This window comes from Clostridium sp. Marseille-P299 (assembly GCF_900078195.1).
Lineage (GTDB): Bacteria > Bacillota > Clostridia > Lachnospirales > Lachnospiraceae > Lachnoclostridium.
The window spans coordinates 1821113-1835990 of sequence record NZ_FJVE01000007.1; the positions used below are offsets into that span (position 1 = coordinate 1821113).

16 protein-coding genes are annotated in these 14878 nt (G+C 32.3%); 13 read left to right on the top strand and 3 right to left on the bottom strand.

Annotated elements, in window-relative coordinates; translation table 11 throughout:
- The first annotated feature begins 190 nt into the window (after positions 1-190).
- From BN4220_RS15860 to BN4220_RS15880, 5 genes are all read left to right on the top strand, one after another.
- A complete protein-coding gene (locus tag BN4220_RS15860; protein ID WP_066718586.1) occupies positions 191-709 on the top strand; it encodes a methyltransferase family protein in 519 nt (172 codons plus the stop codon).
- A gap of 206 nt (positions 710-915) precedes the next feature.
- Positions 916-2067, top strand: coding sequence for a metallophosphoesterase (locus BN4220_RS15865; RefSeq protein ID WP_242867806.1), 1152 nt, complete (start codon positions 916-918; stop codon positions 2065-2067).
- 247 nt (positions 2068-2314) lie between these two features.
- On the top strand, positions 2315-2632 hold the full coding sequence (locus BN4220_RS15870) for an ArsR/SmtB family transcription factor (RefSeq protein WP_242867842.1): 318 nt from the start codon (positions 2315-2317) through the stop codon (positions 2630-2632).
- Positions 2633-2647: 15 nt separating this feature from the next.
- Positions 2648-3697 carry an ACR3 family arsenite efflux transporter gene (arsB, locus tag BN4220_RS15875; RefSeq protein ID WP_066718601.1) on the top strand — a complete coding sequence of 350 codons (1050 nt, stop codon included), beginning with the start codon at positions 2648-2650 and terminating at the stop codon, positions 3695-3697.
- A 223-nt stretch (positions 3698-3920) separates the two neighbouring features.
- Complete coding sequence (locus tag BN4220_RS15880; protein ID WP_066718603.1) at positions 3921-4415, top strand: GNAT family N-acetyltransferase; 495 nt, start codon at positions 3921-3923, stop codon at positions 4413-4415.
- A 219-nt stretch (positions 4416-4634) separates the two neighbouring features.
- Here BN4220_RS15880 and BN4220_RS15885 read toward each other — a convergent pair whose 3' ends face one another.
- Positions 4635-6986 (bottom strand): heavy metal translocating P-type ATPase, encoded by a 2352-nt coding sequence (locus BN4220_RS15885; RefSeq protein WP_066718607.1) that lies wholly within the window; start codon positions 6984-6986, stop codon positions 4635-4637.
- 207 nt (positions 6987-7193) lie between these two features.
- Positions 7194-7562: an ArsR/SmtB family transcription factor gene (locus tag BN4220_RS15890; protein WP_066718616.1), complete on the bottom strand. Its 369-nt coding sequence runs from the start codon at positions 7560-7562 to the stop codon at positions 7194-7196.
- Positions 7563-7940: 378 nt separating this feature from the next.
- Between BN4220_RS15890 and BN4220_RS15895 the strand changes: the two genes are divergently transcribed.
- Positions 7941-8270, top strand: coding sequence for a nucleotide pyrophosphohydrolase (locus tag BN4220_RS15895; RefSeq protein WP_347477118.1), 330 nt, complete (start codon positions 7941-7943; stop codon positions 8268-8270).
- Positions 8271-8366: 96 nt separating this feature from the next.
- Here the strand turns inward: BN4220_RS15895 and BN4220_RS15900 are convergent, their stop codons facing one another.
- Positions 8367-8876, bottom strand: a complete 510-nt coding sequence (locus BN4220_RS15900; RefSeq protein ID WP_148401754.1) for a DUF3888 domain-containing protein — start codon at positions 8874-8876, stop codon at positions 8367-8369.
- A gap of 88 nt (positions 8877-8964) precedes the next feature.
- Between BN4220_RS15900 and BN4220_RS15905 the strand changes: the two genes are divergently transcribed.
- The 7 genes from BN4220_RS15905 (at position 8965) to BN4220_RS15935 (ending at position 14813) form a co-directional block, all read left to right on the top strand.
- Positions 8965-9672: a hypothetical protein gene (locus tag BN4220_RS15905; RefSeq protein ID WP_066718629.1), complete on the top strand. Its 708-nt coding sequence runs from the start codon at positions 8965-8967 to the stop codon at positions 9670-9672.
- Between the two features lie 291 nt (positions 9673-9963).
- Positions 9964-11205, top strand: a complete 1242-nt coding sequence (locus BN4220_RS15910; protein WP_066718632.1) for a DNA glycosylase AlkZ-like family protein — start codon at positions 9964-9966, stop codon at positions 11203-11205.
- An 86-nt stretch (positions 11206-11291) separates the two neighbouring features.
- Positions 11292-11717, top strand: a complete 426-nt coding sequence (locus BN4220_RS15915; protein WP_066718635.1) for a VOC family protein — start codon at positions 11292-11294, stop codon at positions 11715-11717.
- A 153-nt stretch (positions 11718-11870) separates the two neighbouring features.
- Positions 11871-12356 carry a pyridoxamine 5'-phosphate oxidase family protein gene (locus BN4220_RS15920; protein WP_066718638.1) on the top strand — a complete coding sequence of 162 codons (486 nt, stop codon included), beginning with the start codon at positions 11871-11873 and terminating at the stop codon, positions 12354-12356.
- Positions 12357-12899, top strand: coding sequence for a hypothetical protein (locus BN4220_RS15925; RefSeq protein ID WP_066718641.1), 543 nt, complete (start codon positions 12357-12359; stop codon positions 12897-12899). It begins immediately after the preceding gene.
- Between the two features lie 147 nt (positions 12900-13046).
- On the top strand, positions 13047-13445 hold the full coding sequence (locus tag BN4220_RS15930; protein ID WP_066718643.1) for a DUF3788 family protein: 399 nt from the start codon (positions 13047-13049) through the stop codon (positions 13443-13445).
- 435 nt (positions 13446-13880) lie between these two features.
- Positions 13881-14813, top strand: a complete 933-nt coding sequence (locus tag BN4220_RS15935) for an alpha/beta hydrolase (protein ID WP_066718646.1) — start codon at positions 13881-13883, stop codon at positions 14811-14813.
- The last annotated feature ends 65 nt before the right edge of the window (positions 14814-14878 follow it).

Consider the following 14878-nt stretch of genomic DNA (forward strand, 5'->3'; position numbering starts at 1 on the left):
TATTTTTATAATACAAAATCAATAGTGATTTTGATACTTTTAGAAAAACATTAGTTGACAATAATGTAGAAATCGGTGAAATATTTGATTATGTTGGACGTTCATTTTCTTTTTTTAATTTGGATAGCGATAAAATAGAAATATGGGAAGATTATAAATATAATTAGTCGATTAAGAAAGCGAGGATACAATGAATGCCTTAGTTACAGTAATACCACTTTTACTTATAAGGTTTGTGTTTCTAAGTATATTAGATAAAGCGGCGCTTAAACGTGCGGCCCTATTTGCTCCAACGATAGGAAAAGAAAAGGTTGCATACTGGTTTTATCAAATTTCAAACATAATGCTTTTTGTATATCTGTACTTTCTCAAGATTAAAACTAATTCATACTGGTTTTATGTAGGTTTGACGATATATGGGCTAGGAGTCTTGTTATGTCTTTTATCAGTATCAAATTTTGCAAACCCAGAAGAGAATGGTATCAATCTTAAAGGGCTCTATCAGTTTTCCCGTAATCCGTTGTATGTGACATATTTTATTTACTTTTTAGGTGGTGTACTTCTTACTCAGTCGTTGATATTACTGACAATACTAATAGTTTTTCAAATATCAACGCATTGGATTATCCAATCGGAAGAAAGATGGTGCATACAAAAATTCGGGGAAGAATACACAAATTATATGAAAAATGTAAGACGTTATATTTAAAATATTCAAGTATAAGGCATGAATGTTCATAATCCTTCCTTTCTCTAACTATTTATTATGTTTATAAAGGAGATGAATCCATAAGAAGATAATATATTTCACAATTATATCTTAAAGTGAAGTAATATAGTTACGAAAGAGCAAAAGGATTATAAAAAACCACCGCTAATTGGACAAGAATTTATGTCTAGAAAGAGAGGATTTCATTGAGTACTAGCGTCATTACTGTTATTTTTATTATATTTATTTTATTAATTTACGGAGGGACAAGTTTTTATATTGGAAGAAGAACGTTCCAATGTCTTGCTTTTCTTTTTCCAAATATAAATGTAAAAATATACATAGGTATATTTATATTATTAGCTTCATCAATGATAATCGCACGTTTACCAATAAATAATGGAATTAAGGTAATCATGAAAGGGATAAGCTCATATGGATTGGGAATTTTTCTATACCTATTAATTTTCTTTTTCATGGCAGACTTGGTTCTTTTTATCGGAAGAATTATAAATATAATTCCGTCTCCAATTCCTCAAAACATCCGATTTTATGCTGGATTCGTATGTATTTTATTAACTACTGGTTTGGTTAGTTATGGCATATATAATGCAAGTAAGATTACTCACGTTTCCTATGAAATTCAAACAGGAAAATTATCCTCTGAACTAAAAATAGTACTAATAAGTGATTTGCATTTAGGATCCGCCAATTCTGAAAAAAATCTAAAGAATGTAGTACAAGAAATCAATGTTTTAGAACCCGATATTGTATGCATTGTAGGAGATATTTTTAATGATGATTATTATTCCATACAAAATCCTACTGAAGCAATTGAGGTGATGAATAGTATTAGGGCTTCATATGGCGTATATGCTAGTTTGGGAAATCATGATTCAGGAAATACGTTTTCCGAAATGGATCATTTCCTTGAGCAGAGCAATATTAAACTTCTGAATGATGAGTACGTGATAATCGATGAACGGCTGGCTTTATTCGGTCGTGTAGATCCATCACCAATTGGAGGGCCAGGCGGATTTGGAGGATTAAAAAGAAAAGATATTACAGAATCTTTCGCATCAATAGATCCCAATATACCAATTGTAGTTATGGATCACACCCCTTCAAATATTGAACAATATGGGTCAGAAGTTGATTTAGTTCTTTCTGGACATACACACAAGGGGCAGCTGTTTCCGGCTAACTTGATAACAAATGCTGTATTTGTTGTAGATTGTGGCCATTATCAAAAGGATGCTGACAGTCCCAATTTTATTGTTACATCAGGTGCAGGTACATGGTGGATGCCAATGCGAGTCGGTTCGAACAGTGAAATTGTAAGTATTATTTTACATTAATAAATGCTTATGAAAGGTTTGTTTGAAGGAAATGAAACTCTTAAATGGTTGTAATAGAGGCTAACAGCAAATCAACACTTCAAAATATTCTTTTAAATAACGTAATTTCTTATGTTTATAACCTATCTGTTGGTAATGAACAATTAAAAAAGCAAAAAATAAACTAAATAATTTTTTATTTAGTACTTTATATGCGTATATGCTCATATAATAATGTAAGGAAAAGGGGGGTATTACATTGATTGAGATGTTTAAAGCATTATCTGAAGAAAGTAGATTAAGAATTTTAGCTCTATTATTAGAAGAAGAGATGTGTGTGTGTGAAATTGAAGCTAGTTTAAAGATGACACAGTCGAATGCATCCAGGCATCTAACTGCATTAAAAAAATCTGGTATACTAGAAAGTTACAAAACTGCACAGTGGGCTTATTATCGAATCAACGAAACATTTAAGAAAGAACATAAAGAACTATGGGGATATTTACAAATCAAATTGAAAGAAATACCAACATATGAGGCAGATTATAAAGCATTTAAAATGGTAAAAGTCCAAAATCTTTGTTAGAAAGAAGAGAATGTTATGAGCGATAAAAAAACGCAGGGCATCAGTTTCTTTGAAAAATATCTAACTTTTTGGGTAATTTTATGTATGGTTACGGGAATTTTAATTGGAAGGTACTTACCTGGAGTACCCGCTATTTTAGAGAAATTTGAGTATGCACAGCAATCTATCCCAATTGCAGTACTTATTTGGATTATGATTTACCCAATGATGATGAAAATTGATTTTAAGTCAATTAAAAATGTTGGTAACAATCCAATAGGGTTGCTTGTATCTAGTGGAACAAGTTGGTTAATTAAACCTTTTCTTATGTTTGGTCTTGCATCGTTGTTTTTCAATATAGTTTTTAAAGCTTTTATTCCGGCTGATTTAGCTCAAAACTATGTCACCGGCGCTGTACTTTTAGGTGCTGCTCCTTGTACAGCAATGGTATTTGTATGGAGTAACTTAACAAAAGGTGATCCTGCACATACATTGGTGCAAGTTTCAATCAATGATTTATTGATAATTGTACTTTTCGTACCTATTGTATCCTTTTTGCTTGGTATCAATAATATTCAAGTTCCATGGGATACGCTTATCTTTTCTATCATTTTATTTGTTGTAGTACCCTTACTTGCAGGCATATTTACACGAGTATGGATGATTAAAAGAAAAGGACTTGATTACTTTAATGAAAAATTTGTTACGAAATTTGATAATATTACAACAATTGGGCTACTTTTAACATTAGTAATTATCTTTTCCTTTCAAGGTGACACAATTTTAGAAAATCCATTTCATGTGCTTTTAATTGCAATTCCGCTGATATTACAAAATGTAATAACATCTGCATTTGCATATATTATTTGTAAATTATTAAAACAGCCACATAACATTGCAGCACCTGCAGCACTTATTGGTGCATCCGACTTTTTTGAATTATCTGTAGCGGTAGCAATCACAATTTTTGGTGCAAATTCCCCAGTAGTTCTTGTTTGTACCGTAGGGGTACTTACAGAAGTTCCAGTAATGTTAATGCTTGTTAAATTTGTTAATAAAACAAAACATTGGTTTCCACAATCATAATAATGGTCAATTTGCTATAATTAGTTGGAGAGCGGATAATATAAAAGGTGAAAACTTGCTTACTGTTTAGTAAATAAAAGAAGCCATGAGTAAATGTGTTTTCGTATTACTTCTTCTATAATATTATTGGTATATAATATAAATTTTTCTTTGAAAGTTATATATAAAAGAGTATAATGTATATCAAATTTTACAAAAAATGTGAAACAGGAGGTTTTTCGACTTGAATTATAATATACGTCCAATGACAGAGAAAGATTGGGAAAGAGTTTCAGAAATTTACCTTCAAGGAATTGAATCAAATTTAGCAACATTTCAAACAGAGATACCCACTTATGAAAGTTGGGATAGTAGTCATCTAAAAGATTTTCGCTTTATTGTTGAAACTAATAATAGAGTGATAGGGTGGGTTGCATTAAGCCCGGTTTCTAGTAGGTGCGTTTATAAAGGTGTCGCTGAGGTTAGTATTTATGTCGATCAAGAAACACAAAACAAAGGGATTGGTAAATTACTTTTGAATCATATTTGTAACGATTCCGAGAAAAATGGCATATGGACATTACAATCTGGTATTATGCAAAATAATATAGCAAGTATAAAGCTTCATGAAGCCTGTGGTTTTCGAATGGTTGGATACCGTGAGAGCATAGCAAAAGATAGATTTGGTGTATGGAGAAATACCGTTTTAATGGAACGAAGATCGAAAGAATATTTATAGTAGCCTTATTTTTTATATGTTATCGTAGCTATATAATGAAACTGTGTACATATTTGATAGTTTTATATTGGTTAAGGTTTTTAGATAAATATTGATTAAAGTTATGTTGATAAAGCTTAAAGTGGTAAAAATTTAATAAAGCTGATAAATCGTTAGTTTTATCAGCTTTACTTATTAGAATATTGCTACCTTAAGTTATTATATAAAAATAAAATATCTCTACTTGACCGTTTTCATAGCCCTCATTGCATTTAAAATTGCAATTATAGTAACACCAACGTCGCCAAAAACAGCTTCCCACATGGTGGCGATTCCGAATGCTGCTAAAATAAGAACAACAATTTTTACACCCATTGCAAATATAATATTCTGCCATACGATTTTTCTTGTCTTTTGGGCAACTTTAATTGCGGTTACTATTTTAGAAGGTTCATCGGTCATTAATACCACATCGGCTGCTTCAATCGCAGCGTCAGATCCTAAAGCGCCCATTGCAATTCCAATATCGGCTCTTGCCAACACAGGTGCATCATTGATACCGTCACCAACAAAAACCAACTTTCCTTTTGACTTCTTACTTGTTTCCAATTTCTCCAATTGCTCAACCTTTTGATGCGGAAGCAATTCGGCATAAGCAGTATCTAGTCCAATTTCACGGGCAATGCTTTCTCCAACAGCTTTACTATCACCGGTAAGCATAGCCGTACGGTTTATTCCTAGCTTTTTCAAATCGCTGATTGCTTTTTTACTATCTGTTTTTATTTCGTCAGAAATCACAATATATCCCGCATAAATGCCGTCAACAGCCAAGTAAATAATACTTCCTAAAGCCTCCACAGGATTCCATGAAATGTGTTCGGCTTCCATAAGTCTTCCGTTTCCAGCTAATACGGTCTTACCATCAATTTTCACCTTGATTCCCTGTCCTGGAATTTCTTCTTGTTCAGTAAGTCTTGTGGAATCAATTTTCTGATTGTACTCTTTTTGTATGGAAAGAGCAATCGGATGATTTGAGAAGCTTTCTGCGTGGGCGGCATAAGTCAGAAGATCTTCCTTTGACCAGTTGTTTGCTCCTTCGATTTTAGTAACTTTGAAAATTCCTTTTGTTAACGTACCTGTTTTATCAAACACGATAGTATCAATATTGTTGAGTGCCTCAAGATAATTACTACCTTTCACTAAAATACCATTTTTAGAAGCTCCACCGATTCCCCCAAAGAAACTCAATGGAATGGAAATTACCAATGCACATGGACAGGATACAACCAGAAAGGCAAGTGCTCGATAAATCCAGTCGTTAAAGTCTGCTCCAGGAATAACAAGTGGAGGAATAACAGCTAACGCTAAAGCTGCAAAAGTTACGATTGGGGTATAATACCTTGCGAATTTCGTTATGAAATTTTCAGTTGGGGCCTTTTTGCTACTAGCATTTTGCACAAGCTCTAAAATCTTGGAGATCGTAGATTCACCAAATTCTTTGGTTACCTCAAGCACTAAAACTCCATTTTTATTGATAGAACCCGATAAGATTTCACTCCCTGGCTCTACATCTAACGGAAGTGCTTCCCCTGTAAGGGCAGAGGTATCTAAAGCAGAGTAGCCCTCTACCACACGACCGTCTAGTGGAACTTTCTCTCCAGGTTTTATTAAGATAAAATCACCGATACTGACTTCCTCTGGTGTAACCTTACGTATCTCATCTCCAATTTTAAGGTTTGCAAAGTCAGGTCGGATGTCCATTAGGTTAGAAATTGATTTACGTGAACGGTTAACTGCAATACGTTGAAATGCTTCTCCAATTTGATAGAAGAGCATAACTGCCACACCTTCTGGATATTCACCAATGGCAAAAGCACCGATGGTAGCCACACTCATGAGGAAATTCTCATCAAATATCTGACCCTTCGAAATATTTTTTAGAGCTCGATACACAACTTCACCACCAACCAAAAGGTAGCTGATAAGAAATACAATAAATCGAACAGATTGTGGGAAGTGAATAATGTTTCCTATCACAAAGAGAGCTGTTCCCATGCAAAGACTCAAACGGTAAATCCATTTTTTAATATTGGTATTCCCCTCATCTGCAGGTTTTTGATTTGTATATGAAATCTGGATATCAGGTTCAATATCTAATGCAATCTGGGTAGCTTGGCGAATGATAGAAGGTAGATTTTTCTTATCAAGAGCTTCAATCGTTAGTTTCTGAGAAACAAAATCCAATGAAGCTGTTTTAACACCCTCAATACGATTGACTTGTTCCTCGATTTTTCTTGCGCAGTCTGCGCAACACAAGCCTAACAGATATAATATTTTTTGCCCAGGTTGTGCAAGTTCTTTTTCACTCATAATTACTTGTGAATCATGTCTCTTTACGATAGCATCGATTTGCGTCACGAGGCTATTTACAATGGAACTGTCAGTAATCTCCATAGTTAAGGTTTTAGAAACAAAGTCGACATTTGCTGAAGATATACCATTTAGTTTGTTGACATCTCGTTCTATTTTAGCAGCACAATTACCACAGCATAATCCCTCTAAAACATACTCTTTTTTAATTGTAGAATTCATTTTTGATCACCATTGCTTTCATTAAGCTTCCTTTACAACAATTCTTGCGCAATTACCGCAACAAAGTCCTTCAAGTATGTATTGTTTTTTTGTGATTTCCATAGATCAAATCTCCTTTACTTATAATTAATATAATTGAATGATTGAGTATATATTCAACTAACAATCCAAAAATTAATGACCAGGAATAATACTCATTCAAGAGTATTATTTTTCACATATGTGAATTAATCCTTGGTCAAATATAGTTTTAACATGTTCATCTGCAAGGGAATAATAAACTATTTTCCCATCTTTACGGTAGTTTACGAGTTTCGCTTGCTTTAGAATACGAAGCTGATGAGAGATGGAGGATTTGGTCATACCCAAAAGAACCGCGATATCACAAACACACATTTCAGCTTTAAACAGAGCATAAAGAATCTTCACTCTGGTTGAATCACTAAATATTTTAAAGACATCGGCTAAATCCAGTAAAATATCATCATCAGGCATATGTTCACGTACGTCTTTTACCACTTCCTCATGAATGATATTACAATCGCATCGATCAATATCTGCAGAGTATGCACACATGTAAATAACCTCCTTATAGATTAACAGTTGAATAACTTTTCATCTATATTATATGCTTTAGAAACTATTTGTCAATGTGTTTTTCTTATGTGATTTGTAAAATTCATACCTTTATAGTTTATTACAAAAGTACAGGTTGATATAGAATTATCGTTTAATTAATATCCTAAATCAATTAACTGAATGTACCGGATTATGTTATTATACGAAAGATAATTGTTATGAAATATTAGAAATAGAATAACAATTAATTTTTATCTACATTTTTTCAAAATATTTAAATAAATAGAAAATCATAGTATAATTTATATATATTTGTCACAATTCTTAGCAATGAAAAACTGACTTAAATAGTTATACAAAGAAATGGAGAACGCAATGATGAGCAGTTTTGGATTCAATGAAATGCAAACAATACAAATGGAATTACAGGAAAAATACAGGGATAAGTGGGGTGGGTTATCTCCGGAAAAAGGAAGAGATAAATTGCTCTGGATGATGATTGAAGCAGGGGAAGTAGCCGATATAATAAAAAAGGATGGAGATAAGAAAATCATAAATGATGATGAAGTACGAAATCATTTTATCGAAGAAATTTGTGATGTTTTTATGTATTTAAATGATGTAATGCTTTGTTATTCTATTACACCTGAAGAATTAGAAAAGGTATATCTGGATAAACATCAAAAGAACATGAAACGATGGTAGTTTATTTTGCAGTTTAGTCCCAATAAAGTTTAATTCCAATAAGCTTGTTTATTTCCAATTCTCTATAAACAAGCTTTCTATAAAAAAGGTTGGACTTTAATGTAAATATAGATTCTTATAACGCTCTGGCAACGGATAGTCTTTTATATGTTCAAATTTTAGTATTTCTTGACTTCCTGGGTACGAAAGACCTATTGAAATCTTGTCTTTACCCTCCGTTATGTGTGGTCCGATAAATGGTTTAACTTCTATATTTATTATAAAAAGCGAAGTACGATCGCCATTCGGTCGTTCAATATCCAAAATTTTTATTGATGTACTATCATAGAATGGTGACTCAGTCAAAATAGTTCTATAATATTCACTTATTGCTATATCAATCGTAGGTGCAAGAGCAGTAATGATAACATCCTGATACAATATATCTTGAACCTCTTCTTCCGTTTTCTTTACTGTGGTGCTAACAGATGAAATTTTTATGGTAATGACAACTACAATTAAAATAAATATAGTAACAACTAAAATTCTCTTTATTTTCATAGACTCACGCCATTTTACAGTTTCCTTTATGTAGTATACTAATATAAAGCTATAAAGATTCCACACAATTATCACGTTAAAGTAGAAATTAAATTTTATTATGATTATTTAAATTACCCTAAGATAAATAAGGACTTCAAGGAGGAGACTAAGTATGATAATCAGATGTGTTTGGGAACATAATGGGAATGATACAATCATGTATTCTGACAATTACATTGGTGCATTTACCAGAGGTGAAACAAAAGAGTCTGCTTTGGCAAAAATGCAGCAAGAAGTAAATACATATCTTAATTGGAAGGGTGAAATACTTCCAGAATCTTTAACTACTGAGATTGTACAACAGAAAGAAAGCACTTTACAAATATGTGATGCAGATTCAGATGTACTATTTGATGAAGAAAAAAAGCCTTTATCAATAGAGGAATATACACAATTAAAAGAATTAGCTTTAAAATCCGCAGAAGATTTTTTGAAATTGTACGATGAAATTCCAGATAAGAACAAAAGTATTTTACCTAAAAGAAAAACTTTTTATGGTGAAGTCCCACGAACTGCAAATGAGATGTATGAACATACGAAAAGTGTAAATTCCTATTATTTTGGTGAAATAGGAGTGGATGTAGATAATAATGGAACTATATTTGAGTGTAGAAAAAAGGGATTTGATCGATTGGAGCAGAATTTGAGTTATCTGGATAATAAAGTTGTAATTGGAAGCAATAATGAGCTATGGTCATTAAGAAAAGTACTAAGACGTTTTATATGGCATGATAGAATACATGCAAAGGCAATGTACAAAATGGCTATAAAAACGTTTGATATGGAATCTATAAATAATGTATTTAAATTTAGATTGTGAATCTTAATTTATCTAGTGTGCTTATCAATAAAAGGTATTTAAAAAATAATTACAAGAAAGCAGATAAACAACTAACTAAATAAACAAAACCGTATACTGAACACTTCTTTCATTTTATCTTAAGAATACCTCAAAACATCAAATGTGTTGATTTTATCATGTAATGCTTTAGGTATTCTTTCCCATTACATTCTATATAAGCATATGGTAATTAATGTCAATTAATGGTACAATATTTATATGCCAATTCAGAATTCTTTACAATATGGAACTATATAAGGAGGAAAAACTATGAAAGAGTTAGCAGCCAATAAGATTTCTTTAAACGAAGCAAGAAGATTTCTTATCACATATCAAGGATTAAATCATGATGGTAACAGCCAAGATGAGAATTCAGTCTTGGATTATTTTAAGAAGGTCGGATGTATTCAATTTGATCCGTTAAATATTGTTGGGAGAAATGCCGATTTGGTGCTGCAGTCAAGGATAAAAAACTATAAATCGTCTATTTTAACTGATTTACTATATGAAAAACGGTGTTTAATTGATGGCTGGGATAAGATGATGGCTATCTATCTTAGGACCGATTGGCCTTATTTTAAACGTGTAAGAAAAGAATGTGGAAATGATCTTAAGAATGTGCTAGCTCACAGAAATGCTACTCAGGCACTTGATTATTTAGAACAGGTGAAAAATATAGTAATTGAAGACGGTCCGTTACAATCCAATAAAATAGATATCGGAAGTAATAATCCAGGAAGTTGGGGACACAGAAAACTATCAAGTGCTGCTTTGGACTATTTATATACGATTGGTGAGTTAGGCATTTATAAAAAAATAAATACACAAAAAGTATATGATATCATTGAAAACTTATTACCTTCGGACATTTTGAATCAAGAAGACCCTTTTGAATCCGATGAGCTGTTCTATGAATGGTATGTCAAAAGAAGAATTTGCTCTATTGGCATGCTGTGGTCACGAAATGGAAGTGCTTGGTTAGGTCATTTTATATCAAATAGTAAAATACGTAATAATGCAATAAAGGCTTTATTGGAGAAGGACGAGATTAAAGAGTTTTATGTGGAGGATAATAAATATCCTTTTTATATTAAAAATGAAGATTTGAATCTCCTGAATGATCTTACAGATACAGATAAGAATGTGATGAAATTTATAGCTCCTTTAGATAATTTATTATGGGACAGGACTATGATTAAGAGTATTTTTGATTTTGACTATAGTTGGGAAGTTTATTTACCGGTGAATAAAAGAAAGTATGGATATTATGTATTGCCTGTTCTATATAATAATCGATTTGTTGCGAGATTTGAACCAGAGATGTATCGTGGAGAAAGAGAATTGCGTATTAAAGAGTGGTGGTGGGAAGAAGATATTACGTTAACAGAAGAACTGGAATTTGCATTAAAAGAAGCTTTTAATCAATTTTGCAATTATTTAGGGGCAGAAAATGTGAATAAAGAAGATTTTGAAAATAAATGTTTGAATAGTAATAAGAAATCTCTGCCATAGTTCGTGAGTACCTTTCTGGAATGTATGAATTGGTAAGAATATATGGACGATTTAACAAAGATACGATAAATGGAGGTATTCACGTTATGAATGATGAATTGAAAATCAAAATGTACTCTTTTACGTTGGATTGCAAAGCCCCGCATGAACTAGCAGAATTTTATGCGGGATTGCTTAAGTGGGAAATAATGTTCATGGGTGAAGAATGGGCTTGTGTATACGCTCCAGGAACCAATCAAGGAACTTATCCTAATATATTGTTTCAACGGAATCCTGAGTATAAACCGCCTGTATGGCCAGAAGTGCCTAAAGCTCAACAGCAAATGGCACATATAGACTTCGCCGTTAATGATTTAGAAAAAGCAGTTCAATATGCACTCCATTGTGGAGCAACAATCGCAGATAAACAATTTTCTAATGATTGGAGAGTTATGTTTGACCCCGCGGGACACCCTTTTTGCTTATGTCAAATGAAATCAATTATCGAGAGTGCTCATTTTGCGTTATTATAGAAAATCACGGTATTGGGAAACAAAATCAGCGATTGCAAATGTATAAGCTATGGTCGTCCCGCTTTGTGGTGAAAGTTAGAATTATAAATCTTGGACCAATGTTCTGGCTATAGTTATAACATAAAATAAACATATAAAAGGAGAATTTCTAAAATGAGCAATTACGAAAATGCAATGAAACTTCTGGAGGAACGCTGTGGAAATGACAAAGAGGAAGTTATTGGCCTTGCGTCAATATCATTATCTCCAAACGCTGCCGGTAATCCCCGGCCAGCTGTCCGTATGGTTTGCGCTTATTATGAAGACGGCATATTTTATGTTTCTACGGACGCAAGAAAGAATAAAATGCTTCAAATTGAGAAGAACAACGAGGTTTCCGTCGCTGGGTTTGGTTGGTACTCTTTACATGGCACGGCTGATAATCTAGGTTGGGTCAAAGACGAGAAGAATGCGGAAATCAGAGCGAAATTTAAAAAAATCTTCAATTGGTTCGATGAAGATGGCGATGAAGACAATCCGAATTCAATCGTTCTTCGTATCACACTTACAGAGGGTACTATTATCGACCACGAAAGAAAATACGGTATATGGAAGTATGAAATTGATTTTATCAATAAAACAGCAAAAGGAGCAATGTAAATGAAAACTATGCTGAAAAGTATGCGAATGCGTAAAAACGAAATTCCTGATGATATATTGCCTTTGTTTGAGGATATTGTTCAAACATATAAAGGTGACGAATGTGAAGAAAGATTTTTAAAAGCGATGGAAGAACATCTTACCAAGGAGCAACGCTTCCGGCTATACGAGCAAAACGGAAGTTGTAGCGGTACTGGATACGATAAAGCACGCAAAGCCTTCGCACTTCAACACGCTGACAAGCCCCTTGCCGAAAGACTAGAACTATTCACAAATACCTCTGGCAGAACAGCTGTTTTAAATGATGATAATACAATCACTGTCACTTTTGCCTGTAAGCATGGATACTACAAACATGCGCCAAAAGGAATGTTTCGATTTCCGGAATCAATTGAAACATATTTTGAAAGATGCGCCGGTGGACGTTTGTATGAATACCAAAAAGCATTGGGAATAAAACTGAAGATTAAGTCAGTTGATGTATCTCCCCTTAGCGACAATATTGTAAATCCCGTTGTATTTACTTTTGAAATAGTGGATTAGTGCAATTTATTCCCAAATAAGTCATTGCTCTTCAGTAAACTTCTTACACAATATTTCACCAAGGCGAACTACAGATAATTTATATTTGGTAATAGGGCATATATCTGTCAGTTTTAAGTGCTAAACTACTATATGAGGTGATAATACATGGATCATGAATTACAAAATTTACTACCTGCAGATAAATTTGAAATTTGGACACAGTTCTGTGATTTAGTAGAGAGTTTATACGAAATGGAACGAAAATTGGATACGACTAAATGGAACAATTGGAGATACGTTTGCAAATACCGTAGAGGTGGTAAAACGCTTTGTACTCTATTCGCAAATGATGTAAGTTTGTGCGTACAAATTGTATTTGGAAAAAAAGAGAGAGAAAAATTTGAACTTGAACAAGAGCATTATTCCCATAAAATACAAACAATTTATAATGAATCAAATACTTTTCATGATGGTAAATGGATGGATGTTTATTTAGAAGATTTAACTCTTTTTGATGATTTAAAGAAAATGTTATTTATTAAGCGAAAACCAAATAAAAAATAAAGCTCAAGTAGCTTATAGTAATTGCAAAATATTTAGAAAACATCGATTCACATCTTTAATTTAATAACTAAATCATATATAAATATTAAAAGAAATATAAAAATCAGTTTTACTGTAATTTATATTTCTTTTTTATATTTTGTTATACTTTTTATAAAAGAAAACTCTTAATGTTAATTAAAATTGATACCAATTTATGATATACTTTATACATGATAATCAAATATTAGATAAATAAAAAATACAGGAAGATATATCAAAGAATACGGCAATGTTACATTTTTCAGAAGAAAAAGGAATGGCAAAAGTAAAGTACGATATATTATTTTAATGTTATACATAAAAAGCATTGCAGTATTTACAGCGTGACTCATTGATTACTATTGTTGATATTGAGTCATACCTATAAATTAAGAGATAATGGAGAATACATATATGTTTTACAAAATTTTCAGAAAAAAATATCTCAGCATAAAACGAGATATTGAAGCGATAAATAAAGAACGTTTTGAAAAAGAAATTCTACCAACAGGTATTACAAAAACTACTTATTCTTATTCAAATGATGGAGATGAATTACATCAGTTTAATTTATACAAAATGGCAGATGTGCAGGAAACAAAACACTTCCCTCTAATTATTGACATACATGGCGGTGGTTGGATTTGTGGAGATAAGGATACAAATAATAACTTTAATTATCATCTCGCACTAGGCGGATATACTGTTTCCTCACTATCATATAGAACGATTGACCGTTGCACAATTAAGGAGCAAATAAAAGATATTTTTGACTATCTTCATTTTATAAAAGACAATAGTGACAAATTGGATATAAGTTTTAATGATGTTACGCTTATGGGAGATAGTGCAGGAGGGCAACTTGCTTTACTGGTGTACTGTATCAATCAAAGCGAGAAGCTTCAAAAAATATTTTCTGTAAAGCATGTAGACATTATTGTAAAATGTCTGGTGTTAAATCATAGCGTTTGTTATATTGATATGGCAGGAAATTTACCTAATAATCCTATTCTATCTAAATTTATTGCTATTCCAGAATTGCAAAGAATGATCTATGGAAAGAAATATATTAATGATGAGCTATATTTAAACAGTTTTAACCCAATTCAATATATTCGTAAAGAAACGACAGTTCCGCCAATTCTACTGATTACAAGCCAAGGGGATACACTATATAATTATCAAACACTTAAACTGTACGATTTTCTTAAAGAAGAAGGAAGAGCCTGTGAGTTGTATTTTGAAAAAAGTCCGCAGGCAGAGCATGTATTTAATATTGCTTATCCTAGTAGTGAAGAAGGAAAAAAATGTAATGATTTTATTCTAAAATATATAAGTATGTTTTAAAGTAAAAGACAATGAATCATTTGTCGAAAATTTGAATGGCTCACTGTTGGTTACTAAAGTGAATA

What these genes read in the sequence shown, in the direction of transcription:
- BN4220_RS15860 (WP_066718586.1), top strand. Translation starts at nt 191, where the DNA reads ATGAATGCCTTAGTTACAGTAATACCACTTTTACTTATAAGGTTTGTG.
- BN4220_RS15870 (WP_242867842.1), top strand. Translation starts at nt 2,315, where the DNA reads ATGTTTAAAGCATTATCTGAAGAAAGTAGATTAAGAATTTTAGCTCTA.
- arsB (WP_066718601.1), top strand. Translation starts at nt 2,648, where the DNA reads ATGAGCGATAAAAAAACGCAGGGCATCAGTTTCTTTGAAAAATATCTA.
- BN4220_RS15885 (WP_066718607.1), bottom strand. Translation starts at nt 6,986, where the DNA reads ATGAATTCTACAATTAAAAAAGAGTATGTTTTAGAGGGATTATGCTGT.
- BN4220_RS15890 (WP_066718616.1), bottom strand. Translation starts at nt 7,562, where the DNA reads ATGTGTGCATACTCTGCAGATATTGATCGATGCGATTGTAATATCATT.
- BN4220_RS15895 (WP_347477118.1), top strand. Translation starts at nt 7,941, where the DNA reads ATGATGAGCAGTTTTGGATTCAATGAAATGCAAACAATACAAATGGAA.
- BN4220_RS15905 (WP_066718629.1), top strand. Translation starts at nt 8,965, where the DNA reads ATGATAATCAGATGTGTTTGGGAACATAATGGGAATGATACAATCATG.
- BN4220_RS15910 (WP_066718632.1), top strand. Translation starts at nt 9,964, where the DNA reads ATGAAAGAGTTAGCAGCCAATAAGATTTCTTTAAACGAAGCAAGAAGA.
- BN4220_RS15915 (WP_066718635.1), top strand. Translation starts at nt 11,292, where the DNA reads ATGAATGATGAATTGAAAATCAAAATGTACTCTTTTACGTTGGATTGC.
- BN4220_RS15920 (WP_066718638.1), top strand. Translation starts at nt 11,871, where the DNA reads ATGAGCAATTACGAAAATGCAATGAAACTTCTGGAGGAACGCTGTGGA.
- BN4220_RS15925 (WP_066718641.1), top strand. Translation starts at nt 12,357, where the DNA reads ATGAAAACTATGCTGAAAAGTATGCGAATGCGTAAAAACGAAATTCCT.
- BN4220_RS15930 (WP_066718643.1), top strand. Translation starts at nt 13,047, where the DNA reads ATGGATCATGAATTACAAAATTTACTACCTGCAGATAAATTTGAAATT.
- BN4220_RS15935 (WP_066718646.1), top strand. Translation starts at nt 13,881, where the DNA reads ATGTTTTACAAAATTTTCAGAAAAAAATATCTCAGCATAAAACGAGAT.